Here is a 24,612-nt window from a genome sequence, read left to right as displayed (position 1 = left end):
AGGGGAGAACGGCGGAGCGGGCCTCACGAGACCACCACCAAACGCCGCAACCCAGCCAGGACAGCCCGCAGGACCTCCACCGGGACCGCGTCGATGGGCCTGCGGGGAGAGGGGACCACAGGGGCCCAGGAGCGGGACGGGTAGTGGCGGCGAGGGTTCGCGGCGAAGGCCCGCACACGGGCCGCCTGCCTAGGGCGACGGGCACGTATCGCCTCGGACGCGAGGTAGCGGGTACACGCCAGCTCGCAGAGTTTCAGGTAACGGGGCGCCATCAGCGCACACCTCCGGTACGGGAAGCCGCTGGATGAGGGCGGCGATGGATGAGTACGTCTCCATACTTCACTCGAAACTTTTAAATCGCAAGACCCAAATAAAGATACAGTGATCCGAACGAACGTGATGAAGAGTTGCGAAATGTCTGGTTCCGGTTGTGCGGCGATACCATCGGCGGCAGATCCAAGGGAGGTCGATTTGAGCAGCCCATCCGTGGCCAGACGGCAGCTATCAGCGCAAATGCGCGCAAAGCGAATCGCCACGGGCAAGACCATCGAGCAGGTTGCTGAGGACCTTGAGTGGTCGAGCACGAAGGTCTCGAACATTGAGACCGGCCGGTCGAAGAAGCCCGCTGTGACGGACATCCGTGTGTTGCTCGATCTATACAAGGTTCGTGACTCCGCAGAGCGGGAGGCGATCCTCACCCTGGTACGTCAGTCTCGGGAGAGCGGGTGGTGGAACCGCTACGGTGACGCGATCGGTGGCCCGTACACCTCCTACGAGGCTGGGGCGACCGGTATTAGGATCTTCGAGCCGCAGTACATTCCTGGCCTCTTCCAGACGGAGGCCTACGCTGCCGCAGTCGCCCAGGCGACCCTCATTCGCGATCCAGACGACATCGCCAGAGCAGTCGAAGCCCGGATGCGCCGCCAACAACTGCTCACGCAGCTGGACCCGCCGACCGTGTGGGCGGTGATCCACGAGGCCGCCCTACTCATGCTGCGATCGCATCCGGAGCTGTTTTTCCCGCAGGTTGACCGGCTTATCGAGCTGTCCGAAGCTCCGAACAACGTGACTATCCAGGTGCTCACCACGGGTGCGGGGCTGCATGCTGGGATGGGAGGGCCGTTCGTGATCCTGGACTACGAGGACGCCGCAGCGATCACGTTCCTGGAGACAAACACGGATGGCCTCTACTTGGAGAAGCCCACTGAGGTTACGCGGTATCGCCAGTCCTTCGACCGGCTGGTCGCCAAAGCCCTCGATCCAGATGAAGTGCCCGCGTACCTGCGGGCTCTGGCCGCCTAGAAAGTCACGACCATGTACTCATCCACCGACAGTCAGCTCGAGTTCCGTAAATCGAGCTACAGCAATCCGTCGAACTGCGTCGAGTACGCCGACGCCGGGGGAGGGACAGCCGCTGTGCGGGACTCCCAGAACCCGGAGGATGGCCACTTCTTGCTCTCCGGGCAGGAGTGGGGGGCGCTTCTGGGTGCCGTTCGACGCGACTAGGCTGCGAAAGCAGTGGGGCCCCGACATGTACCTGTCGGGGCCTCTGCGTACTCATCCAGAAGCAACGTATCCGCTGTGTGGTGAGCGAAAAAGTAGCCCGGCTGGCCGCAGTTGGACAGAGACTCGGGACGTTCTCCTCTGTGCGGAGGGCCCAGAGGCGGGCAGGACAGTGCATGAAGCCGTCCATGTCCCCACCCTCAGCGGAGGTCCCACCCATGCGCCCCCACACCACCGAACTCAACTTCCGCAAGAGCAGCTACAGCGGTGCCCGCACGCAGGACTGTGTCGAGGTTGCCGACATCCCCGGCGCCTCGGCTGTGCGTGACACCCGGAACCGCGATGCCGGGCACCTCACGTTCTCATCGGCGCAATGGGCTGGGCTGGTGGTCACGGTGAAGGCCCCCTCGTAGAACAGGCGGGAGGCCTGACCGCGCGGCGGCCCGGGCCCTCCTGAACCCGGTCCCCTCCCTCGTTCCCGGCCCCGCCCCTGGCCTTGGATGCCTGCTACCGGAACGAGCGATCCGATGATTTCGGGGATCTTCTTGAGCACACCCTCGTTGGGAGAAGGGCCCGAGTCGTCATGGCCAACCCAGGCAGGGCACAGGCCGAGGGCCGCATGAGGCATGGATGATCTATTCGACATGGCCCGCAGGAAACGGGTCACCGGCACTGGTGAGCGGAGGTATCGCGTGGGACTGACCTCATGGGAGACCGAGTTTTCGAGCTTGGACGGTCTCCGGTTGAAGGGGACCTTCACCGCAGGGGAAGGAGCTGTGGCGCCCACTCACGTGGTGGTGTTGGTACACGGTGGCGGCGTGGACCGTGAAGAAGGGGGGTTCGCGTCCCGCATGGCAGACGGGCTCGCACGAGCAGGGGCGGCGTCTCTACGGTTCGATCTTCGCGGCCACGGCAGTAGCCAGGGAGAGCAGAAGGACCTCACCCTCTCGGGCGTGGTGAACGACATCCGCTCCGCAGTTGAGCATGCCAAGGAACAGGTACCCGGCGCTCCAGGAGGTGTCTCGCTGCTCGGGGCGAGCTTCAGTGGAGGGCTGAGCGCCTTCTACACCGCGCACTACCCAGAGTCGATCACCGCACTTGTTCTGGTGAATCCGTTGATCGACTACAAGAAGCGGTTCATCGACGACAAACCCTACTGGGAAGCCGACCGTATCGCTCCCGAAGAGGGCGAAGCTCTTCTCCAGAACGGTTTCGTCCCGCACTCACCAACGTTCCGGCTCGGTCGAGCCCTGCTGAACGAGGTGTTCTACATACGACCTGACCAGGCGCTGTCTTCAGTGCGGTGTCGGACCCTGGTGATCCATGGAACTGCGGACAGCTTCATCCCAGTCGAGAGCTCTCGTCGTGCGGTGGAACAGATCGCGGGCCCGGCGAGGCTGTGGGAGATCGAAGGAGCCCAACACGGCATCGCCATCCCCAATGATCCCGGATACGGTGATCCGCAGACCCAGAAGTGGCAGGCCGAAGCCATCACTGAAGTCTCCGAGTGGGTCACTCAGTCGCGAGCGTGATCTCCTGGATGGTGTCGCGCACCACCGACCGGTTGCGCCACGGACGCAACCGGTCGGATAGCCGCCCCAACTCCTGGAGAGTGCGGCGCGACCCGACTCGCTGGGCGGTGGGCAAGGCCATGAGCGCGGTCTCGCAGGCTCTCTCCGGGGCTCCCGCGTCGGCCAGAGTCAGCGCTTGGAGCGAGCTGAAGTAGCGGCGGACCGGGCCCTCCTGAACCCAGTCCCAACCCTCGCCCCCGCCCCTGGCGCCACCTGGGAGTGGAGCGCGGTGGATGCGGCCGCCCACATCCGGCGCCAGGTCGAGATGAGTACGGGATGTGGACACCCACAGAACCGAGCATGCGTCCCACACCTCCGGTTAGGCCCCTCGCGCCCCCTCCGGCACCCGCTCCGCACCGTCGCCGGAGGGTACGGTCAGCAGTCGAATCCCGTACGCCGCCACCACCGCGCACCCCACGGCGACCACTCCCCCCAGCCAGCCGCCCGCGTACGTCTCCCCCATGAACAGCACCCCCACCAACGCGGCCGCGACCGGGTTGGCCAGGGTGGTCACCCCCAGCGGCGCGCCCAGATCCATCCCCTGGTAGGCGGCCTGAGCGAGCAGGAGCCCGAAGACCGCCAGCACCGCCGTCGCCGCGCTCGACGGATGCGCCAGACCCACCACCAGGCCGTCCTCGAAGGCCCACACGGCGGTCTTCACCATCGCCGCCGAAACCCCGAACGCCACCCCGGCCGCCCCCGCCAGCAGGTAGGCGCGCCAGGCCGTCGACGACAGCCGCCCCGCACCCCAGGCCGTCGCGGCGAGCAGCACCGCGGTTCCGGCTCCCACCAGCGCCGCGTCCCCGTAGGACAGGACCCCGCCCGCGTCACCGGTGACGGTGACCGCGAGCAGAACCCCGAGCGCAGCCATCGTGTAGGCCGCGCCCCGCCACTCCGCACCGCTCACCCTCCGGTGGGACAGCCGCGCCGACCACGGGATACCGAGGACCAGCACCAGGACACCCAGCGGCTGGACGACGGTCAGCGGCGCGAAGCTCACCGCGGCCACCTGGAACCCGGCCCGCCCCCCGTTGAACACCAGCGACACCCACCACAGGGGGTGTCGGAGCAGCGCTCCGATCTGCCGTCCGGTGGTGAGCGGCCCGGTCACGCGAACGGCGAGTCTGCGCTGCGCGACCGCCGCCACCGTGTACGCGACACACGACAGGACGCCGAACCCGATGCCGAGCCAGAGTCCGTAGGACAGAGCGGTCATACACCCCATCTTCCCGGATACCGCGAGCGGGAGACAGGGGTACGAAGTCCCCTCCGCGATCCGGTTCCACGCCCGGACCTCACGCCCGGTCCCCGACCGGGGCCGTGCCCCGGTACAGGGCGGACACCACCCCCTCGATATCGGGCTCGCGAAGGGTCAGGTCGGCCACCTCGTGCGCGCTCGTGACCCGCGAGATCACCCGGGCCGGGTTGTCGGAGAGCTCCAACCACTGGCGCGGGCCCTCCACCCGGACCGTGACCGCTCCCTCCACCTCGATCGCGGCCGCCGGAACCACCAGGTCGACCACCAGCACGCGCGGGGTGGGAACGGTGGCGCGCAGCTCCGGCAGGTCACCGTCGAAGGCGAGTCGCCCCTTGTCGATCACCATCACCCGGTCGCAGAGCCGCTCGACGTCCCCCAAGTCGTGCGTGGTGATGAGGATGGTGGTGCCCCGCTCCCGGTTGATCCGCAGCAGGAACTCCCGGATGGTCGACTTGCTGACCACGTCCAGACCGATGGTCGGCTCGTCCAGCACCAGTAGCCGGGGGGCGTGCAGCAGGGCGGCGGTGAGGTCGCCGCGCATCCGCTGCCCCAGGCTGAGCTGGCGGACGGGGGTGTCCAGGAAGGGCTCCAGCTCCAGGAGTTCGGTGAGCTCGGCCAGGCGCTCGGCGTGCGACTCCGCGGGCACCCGGTACAGGTGCCGGGTGAGGGTGAGGCTGTCGCGCAGCGGAAGGTCCCACCAGAGCGTGGTGCGCTGGCCGAACACGACGCCGATGTCCCGGGCCAGGCGCGTGCGCTGGCGGGACGGGTCCCGCCCGACCACCCGGACGCTGCCCGAGGTGGGGGTGAGGATGCCGGTCAGCATCTTCATGGTGCTGGACTTGCCCGCGCCGTTGGGCCCCAGGTAGCCGACGATCTCCCCGCTCCGCACGGTGAAGGTGACGTCCCGGACGGCGCTCACGGTGCGCCGGGTGCGACGCAGGAACGGGCCTTCGGAGAGGACGAAGTCGCGGCCGAGCCCGACCGCCTCGATGATCGGTTCGGCCCCGGGGGTCGGGCCGGGTGTGGACGTCTCCTCCGGAGAGGTCGCGCCGGTCGCGGCGGTCGCTCCACCGGGGGCCGATTCGGCCGCTGCGGGCGGTTCGGCCCCGTTCGCCAGCTCGGCCCCGGTGGCCGGTGCGGTCGTGGTGGTCGGTTCGGTTTCGGACATCGGTCAGCTCCCGGTGGATCGGTAGTGGCGCAACCCGAACCGCCACAGCAGTGCGGCTCCGGCGCAGGCAAGGACGGCGACGGCCGGGCCCGCGTAGCGCAGGGCCTCCGGCATGCCGAGGGGATCGGGGCGGTCGAGGACGAGCAGGACGGGCTGCCAGCTCACGAAGGCCAGCGGCACCACGTAGGTCACCGACCGGACGATCTCCCGGCCGTAGATCGCCAGCGGGTACTCGGTGAGCGCCTGCCCGCCGTAGGTGAGCGCGTTGGCGGCCTCGCGGGCGTTCGCAACGAAGAACTGCAGACACGCGGTGGCCACCCAGGCGGCGCCGCAGATCAGCACCCCGGAGACCATCATCACCAGGAGCAGGAGCGCCTTGCCGGGCGTCCAGTCCACGTCGGTGTTGGCCACGGCGACCCCCAGCACCACCAGGGCGGGGACGACCTTGCCGAGGCGTCGCGGGGAGAACTCGTCCGCGGCCAGCTGAACCAGCGGGGAGACCGGGCGGACGAGCATGGCGTCCAGGGAACCGGTACGGATGTGCTGTCCGAGCCGTTCCACCGCGCCCATGAACAGGTCGGCGAGACCGAAGGCGCTGGCCGCCAGCGCGAACACCATGAGCCCCTCGTACACCGTGAACCCCGCCAGGGTCCCGGCATGCCGGAACACGATCACCACGGCTCCGACCTGGGCGAGCACGCTCGCCGCGACGGCCAGCGACATCATCGCGAGCGAGGCCGGGTACTGCGCGAAGGCGCGCACCCAGATCCAGGCCAGCCTGCGGTAGTCGTCGATCGGCCGGAGGACGCCAGCGGCGGCGCGGGCCAGGAGCCGACGGCGCGCCGGGACCGGCGTGCGGATCTCAACCACCCTGGATCACCACCCTGCGCGCGGCCCGGCCGGTCAGCCAGGCGGAGAACGCGAGCAGCGCCGCGGCCCACCACGCCTGGAGTACCAGCCCGCCGAACGCGCCCCCGAACGGCGGCGACTCCTTGCCGAGCAGGATCTCCGCCGGGATCTGCACCATGGACGCCCACGGCAGCAGCCGCAGCACGTCGCCGAGCGCGGGCGGGAACAGGGCCAGCGGCAGCAGCATCCCCGCGGCCACCGGCGCGACCAGGCCGCTCGCGGTCCACAGCCCCCGGCTGTCCATCAGCCAGAACCCGCTCAACGAGCACAGGTAGCGCAGCGCGAACCCGATCAGCGCGGCGAGCACCACCGACAGCAGGACCGCGACCGCCCCGGCGGGGGTGTCCGGAAGGGCGACGTCGAACAGCAGGAGGCCGACGCAGAAGGTCGGTACGCCTCGGAAGAGGAAGGTGAAGGTGGCCCGGCCGAGGTCCTGGGCCAGCCACCAGCCCAGGAGCGAGACGGGGCGGAGCAGGTCCGTGGCCACGTCGCCGTCGCGCACGCGTTCGGCGAGGTCGAGGGAGGGAGCGGTGTTGACGATCAGGGTGACGGCGATCAGCGCCTGCCCGACGAACACCTGGGTGACGGCGTCCCCGGCGTCGTACCCGTTGATCTCGGGGCGGGCGGAGAACACGGCCAGGAGCACCATGGCGTTGATGGCGCCGAAGACCGCGTTGGTGAAGGCTCCGGCGACGAGCGCGGCGCGGTAGGTCGAGTGGCGGCGCAGCCCGCGGACGTACACCGCTGTGTGGACACGCACGTGGTCTCACTCCTTTCACTGGAGGGGTGGTCGGAGGCAGGGTCGGGAGGACGGGGGCGGGCGGTGTGGAGGCGGTGCCCGGTGGGGTCCGCGGCCGGAGGCGGGCGGTGCCCGGGACGTCCTCCCGGAGGCCGGTCCGGGACGGCTGGCGACGGCGCCCCGGCACCGGGCTCAGCTCCCCGTGGAGCGGTAGCGGCGCAGACCGAACCGCCACACGCCCGCCGCCGCCAGCGCGAGGGCGACCGCCACGACCGGGGCGAGGAAGCGCAGGAAGTCCGGCAACCCGGTGGGGTCCGGGCGTCCCAGCAGGTGGAGGGCGGGCTGCCAGCTCACGAAGGCCAACGGCACCACGAAGGTCACCGCCCCCACCAGGCCGCGCCCGTAGATCGCGATCGGGTACTCGGTGAGCGCCTGCCCGCCGTAGGTGACCGAGTTGGCCGCCTCCCGGGCGTCGGTAGCGAAGAACTGGACGCAGCTCGCGAGCAACCACACCGAGGTACAGATGACCACCCCCGACACGAGCAGCACGGGCAGCATGAGGACCCGCCCCGCCGTCCAGTCGATGTCGCACGCCACCAGCGCGAACACCAGGACGATCAGCGACGGGACGATCCGGCCGAAGCGGCGCGGCGAGAACTGGTCGGCGGCCAGCTGGAGCAGCGGTGAGACCGGGCGGACCAGCATCGTGTCGAGAGTTCCCGTGCGGATGTGGTCGCCGAGGTGGTCCACCGTCCCCGCGAGCAGCTGGGCGGCGCCGAAGGAGAACGCGGCCAACGCGTAGACGAGCAGCCCCTCGTACACCGTGAACCCGGCCAGGGTCCCGGCGTGGCGGAACACCACGACGACGGCGCCCATCTCGGACAGCGTCGCCAGCGTGATCCCGAGGGTGAACAGCGACAGCGCCATCGGGTACTGGGAGACGGCGCGGGTCCAGGTCCAGGCGAGCCGGAGGTAGGTGCGCAGCTCCGCTCCCACGTGCGGCGGCGGGACCCGGTGGCGATCGGACCCGTGCCCGCGCCCGCGGCCGGGGGCGGTGATCGTGTCAGCCACCCTGCACCACCACCCTGTGCGTGGCCCGACCGGTCAGCCAGGCGGCCAGGGCGAGCAGCGCGGCCGCCCACGCGGCCTGCAACGCGAGCCCGCCAAGGACACTCCCTCCCGGCAGGGTGTCCTTGCCGAGGAAGACCTCCGCCGGGATCTGCACCATGGCCGCCCGCGGCAGCAGCCGCAGCACGTCCGCGACGGGGGTCGGGAAGAGCGTGAGCGGGAGCAGCGCTCCGGCGAGGACCGGCCCGGCCGGTCCCATCACGGCCCACACGCCCCGGGTGTCCATGAGCCAGAACCCCGCCACCGAGTACAGGTAGCGCAGCGCGAAGCTCACCACGACGGCCAGCCCGAACGACCCCAGGGTGAGGAGCCAGCGCAGCGGGTCCCCCGGCAGGGCCAGGGTGAACAGCAGCGCGCCGAACACGAAGGTGGGCACGCCGCGGAAGACGAGGTCGTAGGTGGACCGGCCCAGGTCCTGGGCCAGGTACCAGCCCAGGAGCGGAACGGGACGGAGCAGGTCGACGCCGACCGCGCCGGTGCGGATGCGTTCGCTGAGGTCGAGCGCGGGCCCCATGATGGCGAGCGGCGCCAGCAGCGCCTGGGCGACGAACACCTGGGTGACGGCGTCGGTGGCGTCGTACCCGTTGATCTCGGGCCGGGCCTCGAACAGGGCGAGCAGCACCATGGCGTTGATCGCGCCGAAGACCGCGTTGGTGAGGACTCCGGCGGCGGTGGCCGCGCGGTAGGTGGAGTAGCGGCGCAGCCCTCGGGCGTACACCGCGCAGTGGACACGCACGGGCGTGGCTCCCTGGCAGCTGGTGAACGTGCAGAAGCGTCCGCTCTCCGCCGCTGGCCTTGGGGGCCGCGGGGAGACACGGGTTCGGCACGTCCCTGGGCCGGGAGGCCAGGTCCGGGTCGCCGCGAAGCAGTGACGTTAGCACGGAGCCCGGCGGGTCGTCACCGTTTTCGCGAACGGGCCGGTGTCAGCCGCGACCGGCGAAGGGCATCTCGCGGGCCATCACGGTGACGGTCGGCACGTTCACGTCCAGGGGCAGGGAGACGATGTGCGCGATGGTGTCGGCGACGTGCGCGACGTCGATGGTGGGCTCCGCACGGACCGACCCGTCGGCCTGGCGGGCGTTCGCCCCGAACCCGGCGGTCATCGCGGTGGCGGCGTTGCCGACGTCGATCTGCGTGCAGGCGATGCCGTGGCCCCGGAGATCGAGGTTGAGCGAGGCGGTGAGGCCGCTGATCGCGTGCTTGCTGACGGTGTAGGCCACGCTCGACGGCCGGGGGACGTGCGCGGAGATCGAGCCGTTGTTGATGATCCGCCCACCTCCCGGGGTCTGCGCCCGCATCATCCGAGCGGCCTCGCGGGCGCAGTTGAGCGACCCGGTGACGTTGGTGTCGAGGACCTCCCGCCAGGCGTCGTCCTCGATCTCGTCCACGGAGGCCGCCGGACCGAACACCCCGGCGTTGTTGAAGAGCACGTCCACGCGCCCGAAGCGCTCCCGGACGGCCGCGAAGAGCGCGCCGACCGACTCCGAGGAGGTCACGTCGGTTTCGACCACCACGGCGCCGGGGCGCTCCCCCGCCGTCTCCTCCAGGGTCTCCCGGCGCCGCCCCGCCAGCACGACGGAGTGGCCGTCGCCGAGCAGCCGACGGGCCGTCTCGCGGCCGATCCCGGCGCCGGCTCCGGTGATCACGATGACCTTGTGGTCGTTGGCTGCTGGTCCCATGGTCGGCTCCCCACGTTCGTCGCGGCCCGCCCCGGGGCCGTCAGCTGGAGACTACCGACACGGGGGACGCGGGAGGAGGTTGTCCACAGCCTGTGGACAACCTCCTCCCGCGTGAACGCCTCCACCCGGCACGCTCCCGTGGGAGGACTCCGTGCGGCACACCCCCACCGGTCCGCGCCGGATCAGATCCCGTCCGCCGCCTCGAAGAACCACGCCACCGCGACGGCCCCGGGATCGAGGACCTCCTGTGCGCGTTCCCCCAGGTAGCTGGCGCGACCCCGGCGCGCCACCATGCCACTGGTCGACTCCGCCCCGGCCCGGGCCGCCACGGCCGCCTCCCCCACGGCCACACGCCAGGAAGGGGACACACTGGCCGCGAGGGCCTCCGTCGCGGGCACCATCGCGTCGACCATCGTCTTGTGACCCACCTCCGCCCGGCCCAGGCGCCGCACGGCCCCCGTGGCCGTCTCGAAGGCCCCGGCCAGGTCGGAGACGGCCCAGGAGGCGGCGGGCCCGGCCCCCAACCGCCCGAACCACAGCCCGAAGAGCGGGCCGCTGGTGCCCCCGGAGGCGAGGAAGGCGTCCGACACCGACTGGAAGACCCCCGCCGGGGTGTCGCCGGTCAGACCGGCGCGGGCCCGCTTCAGGGCGGTGCTGATGTTCCAGCCGAAGTCGCCGTCACCGGCCCGCCGGTCGAGCTCGGTGAGCTCCGACGCGTCGGTCACGACCCTCTCGGCGAAGGCCTGCGTCCAGGCCCGGGCGTCCGCGCCGGTGAGTTCGTTCTCGGGCATGTTCGTTCCTCTCACCAGGCCAGTGCGGGGGTCCGCACCGGAGCGTCCCAGAGCTTCACGAGGTCGTCGGTCAGCGCGGTGAGCGTGATCGACAGCCCCTTCATGTCCAGCGAGGTGACGTACGGCCCCACCAGCGACCGCGCGACGCCCACCCCCAGTCCGTCGAGCACCCTGCGGGTCTCCCGGGCCGCCACGCCGAGCTCCAGGCCGTGCGTGGCCCCCAACCCGTTGACGATCGCCAGAACCGAGTCCCCGCGTCCGACCCCCACGGACTCCACGAGGGGGTTGACCAGGCTCTCCGCCAGATCGGCGGCCTCCGTCACGGCCCTGGTCTCGATCCCGCGCTCTCCGTGGATGCCCACACCGAACTCCAGCAGGCCGGGCTCCAGCTCGAAGGAACGCTGCCCCGTCATCGGGTTGGTGCAGGCCTCGAAGGCCACACTGAGCGTCGCCGAGCGCGCCACCACGTCCTGACCGAGCGCCCTCACCTCGGCGACCGGCGCGCCCGCCTCGGCCGCGGCCCCGCAGACCTTCTCCACCGCGACCACGGCCGCGGTGCCCCGGCGCCCCGGTCCGCCGTCGTCCTCCCTCTGGGTGGCCAGGTCGTCGTCGACCAGCACCTGTTCGACCCGGTGGGTCTCGGCCAGGAGCTCGGCGGCGATCGAGAAGTTGAGGACGTCACCCGTGTAGTTCTTGACCACCATCACCGTGCCCTCGCCGGTGTCCACGGCACGGATCGCCGCGCGCACCTGGAGCGCGGTGGGGCTGGCGAACACGTCGCCCGGCACCGCCGCGTCGAGCATCCCGGTGCCCACGAACCCGGTGTGCAGCGGTTCGTGCCCCGAACCCCCGCCGGAGAGCAGGGCGACCTTGCCCGCCGCAGGGATGCGCCGGGTGACGAAGAGCGGGTCGGCATGGACGTCGACCAGCCCGCCATGCGCCCCGACCATCCCCTCCAGCGCCTGCGCGACCAGGGTCTCGCGTTCGTTCATGAAGAACCGGCTCATGCCGCCTCCTGGGTCTGGAATCCCTCGGTCGTGGTCCGCTCGCCGCGTGCGGGCGTGGCGTCCCACCTCCTGCCTACCCAGTTCTGGCCGATCGGCTGGCCGGTCGGCCGATGCGCCGAACCGACCGGCTGGCCAAGACTGTGGGAAGGCTCCCAGGCCCGCCACCAACAGAGGAGACGAATCGACATGTCGGCAACAACAGGGGTCGGACCACCCGTCAGGGCCCAGCGCAAACTGGCGCCGGACCTGGCGCGCGGTGCCATGCTCCTGCTGATCGCGATGGCCTACGCGGGCGTGTACGCCGGCGGCGGGTTCGGCACGGACGTCGCCGGCGACCCCTGGCCGGACCGCGCGGCGGCACTGTTCACCACCCTCTTCCTGGACAACCGGGCCTTCCCGATGTTCGCGATCCTCTTCGGCTACGGGATGGCCTGGATGGTCGCCCGCCAACTGGCGCGGGGCACCCCGGAGCGCGAGGTCCGGCGGCTCCTGCGGCGGCGCGGCGGGTTCCTGCTGCTGTTCGGCTTCGTCCACGCGTTCCTGGTCTTCCCCGGCGAGATCCTCACCTCCTACGGCCTGGCGGCGTTGGTCACCGGATGGCTGCTGTTCCGCTCCAACCGGACCATCGTGCGCGCGGCCGTGGTGTTCGCGGCGTTCTACGCGGTCACCGTGCCCCTGGCGATGGTCGCCATGGCGTGGGCCGGGTCGGAGGCCGAGGAGTACGGGCTGATCCCCGGCTACCTCACCGCGCAGGACTGGTTCGAGCGTCTGGCCTTCCTGCCGTCCGGCCCGCTGTTCATCGCCTTCGCGTACCCGCTGCTGATCCTGGTGGTGCTCGGCTACCGAGCGGGTAGGGCGGGTCTGCTCGACGACCCGGCGGCGCACCGGGGGCTCCTCACCCGGATCGCGGTCGTGTGCACCTCGCTGTCGGTACTGGGCGCGCTGCCCATCGCGCTGACCGTGCAGGGCGTGCTCTCCCCGGGCGCGATCACCGAGGGGCTGTCCATGGCGCTCCAGGTACTCACCGGGATTCTGGGCGGTGCCGGGTACGCGGCGCTGTTCGCCCTGTGGGGCATGCGCCTGGAACGGAAGCCGTCCCCGCTGGCCAGGGCGGTCGCGGCAATGGGACAGCGCTCGCTGACCTTCTACATCCTGAACTCCGTGCTGGTCGCGGTGGTACTCCACCCCGACCTGGTCGGCCTCGGCACCGGGGCGGGCGCCTTCGGCGCCCTGCTGGTGGCGGCGCTGGCCTGGTCGGTCAGCCTGGCGCTGGCGGCCTGGTCGGAGGTCCGGAACCGCCCCGGACCGCTCGACCAGCTGATGCGGCGCTGTGTGTACGGCGGACGCAAGGCGCGCCGGGCCGCCGAGGCGGAGGCATCCAGCCGAAGAGACGGTTGAGGTCAGACGGGGGTGGGGGCCGTGCCGGGCCCTCCCCAGTGGCCCGGGGCGCGCGCCACCCCCATCGCTCAGCCCGGACCCGTGTGGTCGCGCGACCCCCCGGCCGCGCGGCGGGTCCAGGCGAGTTCGGTGGTGTCCCATCGGGGTCGGTGGGAGTCGGTCGGGGTCGGTAGGAGTCGGTCGGGGTCGGTAGGAGTCGGTCGGCGTCGTTCGAGGCCGCCAGGGACGACCGGATCAGACGGGGTCCGGCTCAGACGGATCGGTCCGGGTCCGGGGATTCCCTGACCGGTGAAGCCGGGCAAGGCCGCTCGGCGGCGAGTGGTCCGGGGGCCCGGAGCTCAGGCGAGTTCACGGCCGGTGGGTTGCCCGGAGACCGATATGCGCAGCACGGTGGGCAGGCGGTCCAGCCCCAGGGAATCCCTGAGCCGGGCGAGCCCGTCGGCACGGCAGCGACGCCACACGGCGACGGGGTCGGCGTCCTCGGCCAGCACGAGTTCCAGGCTCAGACACGGGTGGCGCGCGGACTCGGTCAGCCGTGCCCGCCCCCGGCGCACCCCCGGATAGCCGCAGACCTCCCTCACCAGGGCGGAACAGGCGGCGCGGGCCGCGACGTCGGTGTGCCCTCGCTCCTCCTCGTCGAGGCGGAGCGAGGGGACCCGTGCGGTGCGCCCCTGGACGAGCAGCCAGCGCAAGGCCAGCAACGCCACCACCACGGCCAGGACGGCGACCGCGTAGGGAACCCACGGTGCGGGCGAAGACGAGGTGAGGCGTTCACCCACCGCACCGAGGGTCTCCCCCTCGGCACCGGGAGGAAGGAGCTCGAACGGCCCCAGAGCGAGGGTGGGGACGACACCGCCCAGGGCGATCATCGACGCACCGACCAGGGCCAACCCCTGCCGGTTGCCCCGGGCGGCCCGTCGCTCCTCCCGATGCGGGCGGCGGTTCACCCGAGACGGATGGCGGTCGCTCCGATGCGGATGGCGGCTGCCCCGATGCGGGCGGCGGTTCACCGGAGGCCTCCTTCCACCACGCGGACCTTGGCGCGCACGCGCACCGGGCGGACCGGGTCGAGTTCGTTCAGGCGCTCCCGGAAGCGTTCCTCCACCCGACCCCGTGTCCCGGGGTCGACCGGAGCGGCCGCACGCGCCGTGAGGCGGACGGTGCCTCCCCGGACCCGGGCGCGGGCACCCGTGACCCCGGGCACTTCGAGCGCGACGCTCTCGGCCAGCTGGCGCACCCCGCGCCGGGACAGGCCGACGACCAGGTCCCGGTCATCGGTACGCAGAACCAGGTGGCCGCCCCGACCCGGAACGAACGCGGTGAGCAGTAGGCACAGACCGACGACGGCGGTGACCGCCGAGGCCAGGAACATCTCCGGGCCGTCCCAGTGGACACCGGCAGCGGGTTCGACGACCTTCCCGACCGGGACGATCCGCAGCGGACTGCCCGCCAGCGTGGCGATCAACTCGGCGGCGGCCGCCCCCGCGACCAGTGTCGCGACGGTGCTGACCACGATGGCGGCGGTGGACCTCCGGGGCCGGAAGGTGCGTATCGCGACCCGGCGGGCGGCGCGTGCCTCGGCCCCGGTGACGGCCGGCTCCCCGGGGGCGGCCACGGTGGCGCTCACCATCGCGCGTCCTTGCCCGCGCGCTCACGGGAGAACAGCGGCGCCAGGTCCGTCTCCCCGCTGTAGGCGCGCCCGGCCAGGAACCCGGCCGCCCCGAGGAGCAGGACCAGGAGAAAGGCCCCGAACCCGCCGAAGTAGGCCACCAGGCCGAGGAGGGACCCGTAGGTCAGGCCGACGATCGACCACATCGTTCGTGCTCCTTAGCTGCTGTGGGTGTGGGTGCGTCAGCGCACGCGCGGCTCGGAGGGGGTCTCCTGGGCCTCGTCGTCCGGCAGGTGGATGTCGTCGACGGTCACGTTGACCTCGGTGACCTCCAGGCCGGTCATGCGCTCCACCCCGGCGATGACGTTGCGGCGCACCACCCGGGCGAGGTCGGGGATCGAGATGCCGTACTCGACCACCAGGTTGATGTCGACGGCGGCCTGGGTCTGGCCGACCTCGACGGAGACGCCTCGGGCCGCCGCGTTGGTGGAGGTGGAGCCGGGGATGCGCTCGCGGACGGCGTCGAACGCACGGGCCGCTCCGCCGCCCATCTGGTGGACGCCGCGCACCTCGCGGGCGGCCATCCCCGCGATCTTGGCGACGACGTGGTCGGCGATGTCGGTGCGCCCGTGGTCGCCCTCGCGGGCGGGGCCGCGGTCGGTACGGCCGGACGAGGTGGTGTCCAGGGCGGTGGGTGCGGTGGCCTCGTGGATGTCGGTGCGGGCGTTCGCGGTGTCCTTGGCTGCCATGGGGTGCTCCTGTGGTTCGGGACGGAAGGGCCGGCGCGGCCCTCGCGTCGTTCTGTTCGGGCCGTCGTGTGGAGGACACGGGTGGAAGGGCTCGGCTCACGCTCGTCATCGTGTGACCTGAGACACACTCATCATCCCGCGATCCTTGCGTAGGGTGGTCCTCTTCTGACGACAGGTAGTCGACCGGCTTCGGGAGCAGGACCCCGCAGATGCACACGGACACCGCACTACCGGAGAGCGTGCTCGTGGAACGGGCACAGGACGGCGACGAACACGCCTTCGAGACCCTGGTGCGCCGCCACCAGGACGCCGTCTACCGCATCGCCCTGCGCACGCTCGGCAACGCCGCGGAGGCCAGGGACACCGCGCAGGAGGCCCTCATCACGGCGTGGCGCCGACTGCCCGACCTCCGCGACCCGCAGGCGTTCCCCGCGTGGCTGCACCGGACGGTGGCCCGCCTCGCGTTGAACGCCCTGCGCGCCCGCCGCCCCGAGGACCCGGCCGAGGCGGACCGCGCCGAACCCAGGGAACGCGGCGCGGGCCCCGCCGACAGCGCCCTGGCCACCGACCTGCACGAGGCCCTGCGCACGGCGCTGTCCGGCCTGCCGCCCCCGCAGCGGATCTGCTGGGTCCTCCGGGAAATGGAAGGATTGGGCTATGAGGAGATAGCGGAGATCGTCGACACGACCCCGACCGCCGTACGCGGGCGCATCCACCGCGCGCGTACCCATCTCGTGGAGGCGCTCGAACCATGGCGGTAGAACCGTCCGACGACCACGACCGGCTGCCCTGCGGCACCTCCGCCGACACGCTCCTGGACCACCTCCGGGCGGGCACCGTCACCGAACACGAGCGGACCTGCCCGCACTGCCGCGCCGCGACCGAGGAGTTCCGGCCCCTGCTGTCGGCCCTGGGCGCGGCACTGGACGACGACCACCGGATCACCGCCCCGCCCGGCCTGCTCGACGACGTCATGAGCGCGGTGCGCGCCGAGGGGCGCTCGCGTAGGACGCTGCGTCTGCCCGGCACCGGGCCGGGTGGAGCCCGGGGCGACACGCGCGTCCGGCACTCGGCGGTGTCCGCGATGCTGCGCGCCCGCGTGGACCGGGCCGGGGGGCTGGTCCTGGGCCGCTGCCGAATCGAGGAGACCCCGGAGGGGCTGGTCGTCACCGCCACCGCCCGGGTCGTGAGCGGAACCGTCATCCCCGAGGCCACCGCGCGGGCCCGCCGCGACATGGCCGCCTTCGTCGCGGACCGGCTCGGTCTGCGGGTGGCGCGGATCGACATCGACGTCACCGACGTCATCGACCTCCCCTGAGCGGCCCTCCGGGGACGGCGCCTGCCCGCATCCGGTCCTTGTAGGGTCGGGACCGGCGTCGCCACCTCCCCGCCACGGGCCGTCCCGGCCGGTCGGGACCGTACGGATCGAAGGGCACCACCATGACATCGGCACTCACCGGCGCATGGGAGCTGTTGGAGGCGGGGGACGTCTCGGCCGCCGTGGACTCCCTGCGCGACACCTCGGACGACCTGCCCCTCGGAGAGCTCGGCGCCTTCGTCGCGGCGGTCGCCAGGGCCCTGGACCTCGACGACCTCGCCACCACGGGCGAAGCCCTGCGGGCGGAACCCGACTCCGCCCAGGCCTGCTACGACTTCGGGTTCGAGTGCCTGGAGGTCGGGGCCCCGCACCTGGCGGTCCCCGCGCTGCGTGCGGCCCGTCTGCTCGCCCCGGCCGCCGCCCCCGCCCTGTGGGAGCTGGTCTCCGCGCTGGAGGACCAGGAGCGGCACGGCGACGCGGTCCGGGAGCTGCGCGCCTGGGAGGGCGACCTCCCGGACTGGCCCGGCGGCTACCTGCTCGCCTACAACGCGCTGTGCTCCGCGGACCCGGACACCGCGCGGGAGGTGCTCTCCGCCCTGTCCACGCCGGACGACGACGGCTGGGACCTGGCCCACGACCGGATCACGCGGATGGTGGAGCGCGCCGACGCCGCCCGTACCGCCAGCCCCCTGGACACCCGCGACCTGCGGGGGTGGCAGTTCGCCCTGACCGGCGCCCTCCTCGGCCAGGTCTCCCCCCACGGGTTCGACGAGGGCATGAACGGCAGGTTCGCCTACCTCGGCGACTCCTACGAGTCGTGCCGGACCGGGCTCCGCGACCTGGCCGCGGTGCTGGAGGCCACGGGGAGTCGCCCGGACGCGGTCATGCCTCTGCCGGACCGCTCCAGCCGCGTCCTCGGTCTGGCCGCCGCCCGGCTGCTGGACCTGCCCGTGGTCGCGGTGGACCCGGAGCGGTCCGACGCCCTGGTGGTGGCCTACGACCTGAACGACTCGGAGCCGGACCTTCTGCGCTCCCTGGTACCCCGCGCGCCCGGTCAGGTCCTGTTCGAGCACGCCTCCTGCTGGACCTCCCCGCCCGGCGCCACCGCCGACGTCGTCTCCGTGCTGCACCAGAGTGTGGTGCGGCCGTGGGGCGAGAGCCTCCGTGTGGTGGACGGCGAGGTGGAGCGCGGACCGGCCGACGAGTCTCCGGAGGAGGAGCTGGCCGAACGCGTCGTCGCGGCCGAGCCGGAGGCACGGGACGCCGCGCTGACGCCCTTCGCCGAGGCGGTCGCCGACCACTGGGCCCGGGGGCCGCGTCTGCCCGTGCTCACCTCCGGGCCGGTCCGCAGTTCCCGGTTCGCCTGACCCCCGGCGGACGACGAGGCCCCGAATCCGGGACGGGGGCGGACTTGTGGGTAAATGAGACCTATGGTTTCCCCCCGATCACACTTCGCAAGGAACTCCGTTCGCACTACGACCCTCACCCTCGGGGCGGCCTGCGCCCTGGCGGTAGGATCGGCGCTGCTGGCCGCGCCGGCGCACGCCGTACCGATCCCCGCCGTCTCGGCGTCCGCCGCGGACGCGGTGACCGCGGACCTGCGCAAAGGCGACTCCGGTGCCCAGGTGAGCGCCCTCCAGCAGCGCCTGTCCGACCTCGGTTACTGGATCGACGGCGTGGACGGCGAGTACGGGCCGCACACCGAACAGGCCGTGATCGCGCTTCAGAAGGCCGCCGGGATCGACCGTGACGGCCTCGTCGGCCCGGCCACCAGGACCGCCCTCGCCGAGGGCGAGGTACCGACCGCCACGAGCTCGGGCACCGCGGTGGAGATCGACCTCGAACGCCAGCTGCTGCTGGTGGTCGTCGGCGGCGAGGTCGAGAGCGTGATCCACACGTCCACCGGCTCCGGTCAGCCCTACGAGGGCTCCGACGGCTCCGAGCGGATCGCCACCACGCCGACCGGCGAGTACGCGGTCTTCCGTGACGTGGACGCCTGGGACCCGGGCCCCTACGGCGCGCTCTACCGGCCCAAGTACTTCAACGGCGGCATCGCCGTGCACGGTTACCCCAGCGTCCCCTCCCAGCCCGCCTCCAAGGGATGTGCCAGGGTGAGCCTGGCCGCCATGGACTGGCTCTGGGAGCAGGGCCACCTGGACGTGTACGCGACCGTGGTCGTGCGCTGACCGAAACCCGCCGCCCCCTCCCGCCCCGGCCCGTGTCAGTCGGTTCCTGACGGGTAGGAGGGGGCTCGTGCCCTTCCACATCGCCACCGCCCCCGGACGCCCCGACCACCCCAACGAGGACTTCGCCGCGGCGACCGCCACGGCCGCGGTCCTGCTCGACGGCGTCAGCGCGCCGGTCGGTCGGGACAACGGCTGTTCGCACGGGGTGTCCTGGCACACGCGCCGTGTGGGCGCGCTCCTCCTGGCCGGGCTGGACGCGGGCGCCGACCCGCGCGCGGCGCTGGCGGAGGCCATCACCACCGTGGCGTCGCTGCACGCCGGAACCTGCGACCTCGGGGTCCAGGAGACGCCCTCGGCGACGGTGGTGGCGGCACGGATCGGCGCGGACCGCCTGGAGTACCTGGTGTTGTCGGACTCCGTGCTGCTCACCGAGGCGGACGGCGGGGTCCGGGTGCTGGCGGACACCCGGCTGGACGACCTGCGTCCCCGGGTGGCTCCGGGAAGCGTCCACGCCTGGCGCAACGTCCCCGGCGGGTTCTGGACCGCGGGTTCCGACCCCCGTGCGGCCGAGGAGGCCGTGGTCGGGACGGTTCCGCCGGGCCCCTTCCTCGCGATGACCGACGGTGCGAGCCGCGCGGTGGAGGTGTTCGGCGACCTCGACTGGGAGGGCGCGTTCGCCCTGGTGCGGGAGCGGGGGCCGGGCGCTCTGGTGCGCCGGGTCAGGGAGCTGGAGTCGGACGATCCCGCGTGTCGGCGGTTCCCGCGCGGCAAGGTCCGGGACGACGCCACCGCCCTCTGGTGGTCCCCCTGACCCGTCCGGGGTTTCGGACAACCTAAATACCGGGTTTCGGTTGACCCTTTCAGAGAAAAAGAAAGATCGTTTTCCGGCGAAACCCGAGTGAACTGGGAGAAGAATGTTCCCGGCATTGCTGACGTTTACATTGGGGCTCCCGAGCACCGGGAATCCGTTTTCTGGGAGAACTTCCCAACAGAACGGCGCGCCACGAGTCCGCCACCTCGAAAAAGAGACGTACGCCTCCCAGGGACCCGGACACCAGGCGCTTTCGCGTTTCGTCTTCTTCGGGTAGATTCCCCTGCAACCGACCAGTCAGCGTTACCGCCACGACGCCACCGCCGTACGGTCGGGCCTCTCGAACCCCTCGTCCGTACTCGTGATCCACGGGTACTGGAGAGTCCTTTCCCTGACACAGGCAGTCACCCCGACCGCCGAAAAGGAGACCGTGTGAGCGTCCCGGGCCTCCTCGAACCGACCGGACCCAACCGCGCACCACACCGAACCCGCTGGCTGGATCGCGTCCCCTCTGAGGCCATGACCCTCCCCATCGAACCCGTCGAGAGCGTACGCCCCGACCCGGAGCGCCGCCCCAACCCCATGGACGCGCGGACCCCCGCGGAGTTCCTCCTCACCATGCGCCGCTACCTCTCCTGGGCGGGCGGCTGGTCGTACCTGGAGCTGGAGTACAAGTGCGGCGGCGTGGTCAGCGCCGCCAAGTTCCAGCGCGCGCTGGAGGGCACCGACCTGCCCGGGTACGTGTTCCTGATGGCCTTCGTCACCGCCTGCGTGGGCACCGACGAGGGCGAGCGTCTGCGCTGGGCCACCTCGTGGCACCGCCTGCGCCGCGCCGCCCGGGCCGAGGAGGACGCCCGCGCACGCGTTCCCCGCCAGGAGGAGCACGGCCACCGCTGACCCCGCCCCCCCGCGGGCCCCGGCCCGCGGGGACGAACCCCGGCCGCGGCCGGACCGGTTCGCGCGGCCGGGGCGCGGCCCGCCCCGGCCGGTGACCACCACGGCACGTCGGCGCATCCGCGCGTCCACAGCCCCCGGCGCGCTATACACACCACGTATACATCGTGTGTAGAGTCATTCCATGTCACTCGGCCAGACTTTCGTGGGGCTGCTGGAAACACGCCCCCAGCACGGATACGACCTCAAGCACGCCTACGACGCGCGCTTCGCCACCAAGCGCCCCCTGGCCTACGGCCAGGTGTACGCGACCCTCTCCCGGCTCCTCAAACACGGGTTCGTGGAGGTGGACTCCGTCGAGCCCGGCGCCGGACCCGAACGCAAGCGGTACACCGTGACCGAAGCCGGGATCACCGACATGGAACGGTGGCTCTCCCAGCCGGAGAGCCCCGAGCCCTACCTCCAGAGCACCCTGTACACCAAGGTCGTCCTGGCGCTGCTCACCGGCCGCCCGGCCGACGAGATCCTCGACGTCCAGCGCACCGAGCACCTGCGGCAGATGCGCGAACTCACCCGCCGCAAGACGCGTGGCGACCTCGCCGACCAGCTGATATGCGACCACGCCCTGTTCCATCTCGAAGCCGACCTGCGATGGCTGGAACTCACCGCGGCCCGGTTGCACGACCTCGCCGGGGAGGTACGCCAGCGATGACCCGGCCCACCCCCCGCCCCCACCCCGTCCGACCCGGCGAGAACCCCGGCGCGCCCCTGCTCGCGGGCACCGGTCTCCGCAAGTCCTTCGGCCTCACCCAGGCCCTGGAGGACGCCTCCCTGAGCCTGTACCCCGGCGAGATCGTCGCGGTCATGGGTCCCTCGGGCTCCGGCAAGTCCACCCTCCTCCACTGCCTGGCCGGCGTGGTCCGGCCCGACGCCGGCCGGATCGCCTACTGCGGACAGGACCTGGCCACCGCCAACGACACCCGGCTCAGCGCCCTGCGCCGTTCCGAGTTCGGCTTCCTGTTCCAGTTCGGCCAACTCGTCCCCGAACTCTCCTGCCTGGAGAACGTGGCGCTCCCCCTGCGGCTGGGCGGGCGGTCCCGCCGCCGCGCCGAGCGCACCGCCGCCAACTGGCTCGAACGCCTGGACGTGGCGGACCTCGCCCGCAAGACCCCCGGTGAGTGCTCCGGGGGTCAGGGCCAACGGGTCGCGGTGGCCCGGGCCCTCGTCACCGGACCCCGCGTGGTGTTCGCCGACGAACCCACCGGCGCCCTCGACTCCCTGAACGGGGAACGGGTGATCCGGATGCTCACCGACACCGCCCGGGAGACCGGGGCCGCCGTGGTCGTGGTGACGCACGAGCCGCGGGTGGCCGCCTACGCGGACCGCGAGGTCGTGTGCCGGGACGGGCGCACCCGGGACCTCGGAGGGCCGGTGTGAACCCGCGCGAACGCGCCCCCGGCGGACACAGGGCGAGGCGGGACCGCCCGTCCGCGCTCAACGAGTTCCGGCTGGGAGCCCGGCTCTCCCTGCGCGGCGGCCGCGACGTCGTGCTGCGCACCGTGCTGACGGCGATCGGGGTGGGCGTGGCCACGGCAGCCCTGCTCCTGGCCGCGTCCCTGCCGACCGTCATGGACAACCTGGCCCAGCGGGCCGCCGACCGCATGGACTACCAGACGGCCCCGTACCCCCAGCCCCCGGCCGCCGACGACACCCTGCTGGTCGGCCTGGCCGACACACAGTTCCAGGGACGCGAGATCCACGGTCGGGTCCTGCGCGCGGAGGGCGAGCACCCCCCGGTCCCGCCCGGGGTGACGGCGATCCCCGGTCCCGACGAGATCGTGCTCTCCCCCGCGCTGGCGGCCCTGCTCGACGAGCCGGAGGCCGAGCCCCTCCGGCTCGCGTTCGACCACACCGTGGTCGGGGAGATCGGTCCCGAGGGCCTCGAGGGCCCGCACGAACTGGCCTTCTACCTCGGCAGCGCCGAACTGGCCCCGGAGAACTCCGGGACGCGGATCACCGGGTTCGGAGGGGAACCGGGTGCCGTCCTGGAGGGGCCGGTCGTCCTCCTGCTCGGTGTGGTGGGCGTGGTCGTCATGCTCACCCCCGTGGTGGTCTTCCTGGGCGCGGCCGTGCGCTTCGGCGGTGAACAGCGTGACCGTCGCCTGGCCGCGCTGAGGCTCATGGGGGCCGACCGCCGGGCCGCCCGGCGCGTCGCCGCGGGAGAGACCCTCCCCGGGACCGTGCTCGGCCTCGCGCTCGGCGCGGGCGTCTTCTTCGCGGGGCGCCCGATCGCCGCGTCGGTACCGGTGGGCTCGGGCGTCTACGCCACCGACGTGGTCCCGCACCCCCTGCTCGGACCACTGGTGTTCGTCGGCGTGCCGCTGCTGGCCCTGTGGGTGGTGCTCGGTTCGCTGCGCGGCGTGGTGGTCGACCCGCTGGGCACCGTGCGCCGGGCCGAACGGCCGCGCCCCCGGCTGTGGTGGCGTCTGCTGCTGTTCGTGCTGGGCATCCTCCTCATCGTCCTGAGCATGGACCTCGGCCTGGCCGGGCGTCTCGGGCTGAACGGGGGCCAGTGGTTCCCGCTGGTCTCGATCGGGCTCCTGGCCGCGCTCTTCGGCACGACCGCCGTGCTGCCCTGGGTGGTGGACCGCCTCTTCGGACGTGCCTCGGGTGGCCCGCTCTCCCTCCAGCTGGCCCTGCGCCGCCTGGGAGCGGCCGGAGGCGGGCCCACGCGCGCGGTCAGCGGGATCGTGGTGACCGTCGCCGGTGCCATCGCCCTTCAGAGCCTGTTCGCGAACGCCTGGGCCGACGCGACGGTGGTGCGGGCGGAGAACCTCGCGCAGGCGTACGCGGACACCGAGTTCGGCGCGCCCGGGTTCCAGGTCCAGGCGAACCTGCGGATGCCCACGGACGACGACCCCGTCGAGGCGGTCTCCCGGGTTCCCGGAGTGGAGGAGACCCTGACCTTCGCCACGGTGTGGGGCCAGGACGGCGACGGTGCTCACCTGGTCGTACACGTGGCCGACTGCGCCGCCCTGTCGCGGATGGCCGACCTTTCGGAGTGCTCCCCCGGCGACGCCGCCAGCGGGCTGCCCGGGCTGGCCGCCGGTGACACTCTCATGGTCCAGCCCAAGGACGAGACGACGCGGACCGCGTGGACGGTACCCCGGCTCGCCTCCCTCCGGGACCCCCTGGTCGGCCCGCCCCTGTCCGAGTCCGGGTACACCGCGGGCACCACCGTTCTGGCCACTCCCGAGGCCGCGCCCGAGGCTGCGGGGATCGCGACCCGACGCACGCTGTGGATCAGGGTCGACCCGTCCGTCGCCGGGGTGGAGGAGGAGCTGAGGTTCACGCTCGCCGCCCTTGATCCGACCTCGCGCGTCGAGTTCCCCATGACCGTCGCCACCGCCCCCGCCATGGTCGACGTCCGCGACGCGCTCGTGGCGGGCGCCCTCGCCTGTCTGGCGGTCATCGCCGCCGGGCTGGTGGTGGGGACCGTCGAACAGGTCCGGGAACGCAGGAGGGTGCACGCGGTGCTCACCGCGTTCGGCGCCCGCCGCCGCACGCTGGTGGCCTCGGCGCTGTGGCAGACCGCGCTGCCCGTACTCCTGGGCATCGCCCTGGCCGCGGCGGCGGGGATCGCGCTCGGCGCCCTGGTCCAACGGGTGGCCGGGCTCCCCGTGGCCTTCGCCCCGGCGCACATCCTGGTCATCGTGGGCGCGGGTCTGGGGGTGGCGTTGCTGACCACCCTGGCGGCGGTGCCCGCGCTGCTGCGCACGATGCGCCCGGACGGGTTGCGTTCGGAGTGAACCGGGCGGGTCCCTGAACGGCGCGCCGTGCCCGGGTAGCAGCACACTCCCCTCGGGCAGATCGGCCAGACCTCCCAACGACTCC

Annotated in this window: 28 protein-coding genes; 14 read left to right on the top strand and 14 right to left on the bottom strand. The window is 72.2% G+C overall.

Translation table 11 applies throughout. The features are described 5' to 3' along the window. Nucleotides 1-486: 486 nt before the first annotated feature. The 4 genes from ABZ635_RS15475 to ABZ635_RS15460 all read left to right on the top strand — a co-directional run bounded on the left by ABZ635_RS15475 (nt 487) and on the right by ABZ635_RS15460 (nt 3,035). Nucleotides 487-1,302 (top strand): helix-turn-helix transcriptional regulator, encoded by an 816-nt coding sequence (locus ABZ635_RS15475; RefSeq protein WP_357764784.1) that lies wholly within the window; start codon nt 487-489, stop codon nt 1,300-1,302. A gap of 12 nt (nt 1,303-1,314) precedes the next feature. Further along, entirely contained in the window at nt 1,315-1,506 is a 192-nt protein-coding gene (locus ABZ635_RS15470; protein ID WP_357764781.1) for a DUF397 domain-containing protein, read from the top strand. A gap of 215 nt (nt 1,507-1,721) precedes the next feature. Further along, nucleotides 1,722-1,916, top strand: a complete 195-nt coding sequence (locus ABZ635_RS15465) for a DUF397 domain-containing protein (protein WP_357764778.1) — start codon at nt 1,722-1,724, stop codon at nt 1,914-1,916. 231 nt (nt 1,917-2,147) lie between these two features. Further along, a complete protein-coding gene (locus tag ABZ635_RS15460) occupies nt 2,148-3,035 on the top strand; it encodes an alpha/beta fold hydrolase (RefSeq protein WP_357764922.1) in 888 nt (295 codons plus the stop codon). On the opposite strand, the gene ABZ635_RS15455 is transcribed toward ABZ635_RS15460, so the two are convergent. The 10 genes from ABZ635_RS15455 to ABZ635_RS15410 all read right to left on the bottom strand — a co-directional run bounded on the left by ABZ635_RS15455 (nt 3,016) and on the right by ABZ635_RS15410 (nt 11,753). Then, the gene (locus ABZ635_RS15455) at nt 3,016-3,360 is read right to left on the bottom strand and encodes a hypothetical protein (RefSeq protein WP_357764775.1); all 345 of its coding nucleotides are present in this window, start codon (nt 3,358-3,360) and stop codon (nt 3,016-3,018) included. The two genes, ABZ635_RS15460 and ABZ635_RS15455, sit on opposite strands and share 20 nt — an antisense overlap. Nucleotides 3,361-3,393: 33 nt before the next feature. Further along, nucleotides 3,394-4,290, bottom strand: coding sequence for a DMT family transporter (locus ABZ635_RS15450; RefSeq protein WP_357764772.1), 897 nt, complete (start codon nt 4,288-4,290; stop codon nt 3,394-3,396). A gap of 79 nt (nt 4,291-4,369) precedes the next feature. Further along, nucleotides 4,370-5,500, bottom strand: a complete 1,131-nt coding sequence (locus tag ABZ635_RS15445; RefSeq protein ID WP_357764770.1) for an ATP-binding cassette domain-containing protein — start codon at nt 5,498-5,500, stop codon at nt 4,370-4,372. 3 nt (nt 5,501-5,503) lie between these two features. Beyond that, complete coding sequence (locus ABZ635_RS15440) at nt 5,504-6,328, bottom strand: ABC-2 family transporter protein (RefSeq protein ID WP_357764919.1); 825 nt, start codon at nt 6,326-6,328, stop codon at nt 5,504-5,506. Nucleotides 6,329-6,362: 34 nt separating this feature from the next. Beyond that, nucleotides 6,363-7,169, bottom strand: coding sequence for an ABC-2 family transporter protein (locus tag ABZ635_RS15435; protein WP_357764767.1), 807 nt, complete (start codon nt 7,167-7,169; stop codon nt 6,363-6,365). A gap of 171 nt (nt 7,170-7,340) precedes the next feature. Beyond that, the gene (locus ABZ635_RS15430; protein ID WP_357764916.1) at nt 7,341-8,075 is read right to left on the bottom strand and encodes an ABC-2 family transporter protein; all 735 of its coding nucleotides are present in this window, start codon (nt 8,073-8,075) and stop codon (nt 7,341-7,343) included. A gap of 136 nt (nt 8,076-8,211) precedes the next feature. Then, nucleotides 8,212-9,012: an ABC-2 family transporter protein gene (locus ABZ635_RS15425; RefSeq protein ID WP_357764764.1), complete on the bottom strand. Its 801-nt coding sequence runs from the start codon at nt 9,010-9,012 to the stop codon at nt 8,212-8,214. Between the two features lie 187 nt (nt 9,013-9,199). Beyond that, complete coding sequence (locus ABZ635_RS15420; RefSeq protein ID WP_357764761.1) at nt 9,200-9,955, bottom strand: SDR family oxidoreductase; 756 nt, start codon at nt 9,953-9,955, stop codon at nt 9,200-9,202. 182 nt (nt 9,956-10,137) lie between these two features. Further along, complete coding sequence (locus ABZ635_RS15415) at nt 10,138-10,746, bottom strand: DAK2 domain-containing protein (RefSeq protein WP_357764758.1); 609 nt, start codon at nt 10,744-10,746, stop codon at nt 10,138-10,140. Between the two features lie 11 nt (nt 10,747-10,757). Then, nucleotides 10,758-11,753, bottom strand: a complete 996-nt coding sequence (locus ABZ635_RS15410; RefSeq protein WP_357764755.1) for a dihydroxyacetone kinase subunit DhaK — start codon at nt 11,751-11,753, stop codon at nt 10,758-10,760. A gap of 186 nt (nt 11,754-11,939) precedes the next feature. Here ABZ635_RS15410 and ABZ635_RS15405 point away from each other — a divergent pair, with 186 nt between their 5' ends. After that, complete coding sequence (locus ABZ635_RS15405; protein ID WP_357764752.1) at nt 11,940-13,151, top strand: DUF418 domain-containing protein; 1,212 nt, start codon at nt 11,940-11,942, stop codon at nt 13,149-13,151. A gap of 338 nt (nt 13,152-13,489) precedes the next feature. Here the strand turns inward: ABZ635_RS15405 and ABZ635_RS15400 are convergent, their stop codons facing one another. From ABZ635_RS15400 to ABZ635_RS15385, 4 genes are read right to left on the bottom strand one after another with little or no spacing between them, the layout of a single operon-like run. Continuing rightward, the gene (locus tag ABZ635_RS15400; protein WP_357764750.1) at nt 13,490-14,098 is read right to left on the bottom strand and encodes a hypothetical protein; all 609 of its coding nucleotides are present in this window, start codon (nt 14,096-14,098) and stop codon (nt 13,490-13,492) included. A gap of 59 nt (nt 14,099-14,157) precedes the next feature. Then, complete coding sequence (locus ABZ635_RS15395; RefSeq protein WP_357764747.1) at nt 14,158-14,781, bottom strand: DUF6286 domain-containing protein; 624 nt, start codon at nt 14,779-14,781, stop codon at nt 14,158-14,160. After that, on the bottom strand, nt 14,775-14,966 hold the full coding sequence (locus ABZ635_RS15390) for a hypothetical protein (RefSeq protein WP_357764745.1): 192 nt from the start codon (nt 14,964-14,966) through the stop codon (nt 14,775-14,777). Before ABZ635_RS15390 ends, ABZ635_RS15395 begins: the two co-directional genes overlap by 7 nt. 36 nt (nt 14,967-15,002) lie before the next feature. Beyond that, the gene (locus ABZ635_RS15385) at nt 15,003-15,509 is read right to left on the bottom strand and encodes an Asp23/Gls24 family envelope stress response protein (protein ID WP_357764742.1); all 507 of its coding nucleotides are present in this window, start codon (nt 15,507-15,509) and stop codon (nt 15,003-15,005) included. Between the two features lie 209 nt (nt 15,510-15,718). On the opposite strand from ABZ635_RS15385, the gene ABZ635_RS15380 reads away from it, so the two are divergent. The 9 genes from ABZ635_RS15380 (at nt 15,719) to ABZ635_RS15340 (ending at nt 24,527) form a co-directional block, all read left to right on the top strand. Further along, complete coding sequence (locus tag ABZ635_RS15380) at nt 15,719-16,270, top strand: sigma-70 family RNA polymerase sigma factor (protein ID WP_357764739.1); 552 nt, start codon at nt 15,719-15,721, stop codon at nt 16,268-16,270. After that, the gene (locus ABZ635_RS15375; protein WP_357764736.1) at nt 16,261-16,827 is read left to right on the top strand and encodes a hypothetical protein; all 567 of its coding nucleotides are present in this window, start codon (nt 16,261-16,263) and stop codon (nt 16,825-16,827) included. Before ABZ635_RS15380 ends, ABZ635_RS15375 begins: the two co-directional genes overlap by 10 nt. Nucleotides 16,828-16,949: 122 nt before the next feature. Beyond that, entirely contained in the window at nt 16,950-18,194 is a 1,245-nt protein-coding gene (locus ABZ635_RS15370) for a hypothetical protein (protein ID WP_357764733.1), read from the top strand. Nucleotides 18,195-18,257: 63 nt separating this feature from the next. Continuing rightward, nucleotides 18,258-19,013 (top strand): L,D-transpeptidase family protein, encoded by a 756-nt coding sequence (locus tag ABZ635_RS15365; protein ID WP_357764732.1) that lies wholly within the window; start codon nt 18,258-18,260, stop codon nt 19,011-19,013. A gap of 67 nt (nt 19,014-19,080) precedes the next feature. Beyond that, nucleotides 19,081-19,824 carry a hypothetical protein gene (locus tag ABZ635_RS15360; RefSeq protein ID WP_357764729.1) on the top strand — a complete coding sequence of 248 codons (744 nt, stop codon included), beginning with the start codon at nt 19,081-19,083 and terminating at the stop codon, nt 19,822-19,824. A gap of 519 nt (nt 19,825-20,343) precedes the next feature. Further along, entirely contained in the window at nt 20,344-20,721 is a 378-nt protein-coding gene (locus ABZ635_RS15355) for a hypothetical protein (RefSeq protein ID WP_357764726.1), read from the top strand. A gap of 181 nt (nt 20,722-20,902) precedes the next feature. Then, nucleotides 20,903-21,430, top strand: a complete 528-nt coding sequence (locus ABZ635_RS15350) for a PadR family transcriptional regulator (protein WP_357764724.1) — start codon at nt 20,903-20,905, stop codon at nt 21,428-21,430. After that, nucleotides 21,427-22,155, top strand: coding sequence for an ABC transporter ATP-binding protein (locus ABZ635_RS15345; protein WP_357764721.1), 729 nt, complete (start codon nt 21,427-21,429; stop codon nt 22,153-22,155). Before ABZ635_RS15350 ends, ABZ635_RS15345 begins: the two co-directional genes overlap by 4 nt. After that, nucleotides 22,152-24,527 carry an FtsX-like permease family protein gene (locus ABZ635_RS15340; RefSeq protein WP_357764719.1) on the top strand — a complete coding sequence of 792 codons (2,376 nt, stop codon included), beginning with the start codon at nt 22,152-22,154 and terminating at the stop codon, nt 24,525-24,527. Before ABZ635_RS15345 ends, ABZ635_RS15340 begins: the two co-directional genes overlap by 4 nt. Nucleotides 24,528-24,612: the final 85 nt, after the last annotated feature.

Origin of the sequence: Nocardiopsis sp. NPDC007018, from assembly GCF_040635075.1 — a bacterium.
Classification (GTDB): Bacteria; Actinomycetota; Actinomycetes; order Streptosporangiales; family Streptosporangiaceae; genus Nocardiopsis.
Note: the sequence above shows the minus strand (reverse complement) of the source record. Positions and strands in the feature narration are given on the sequence as shown.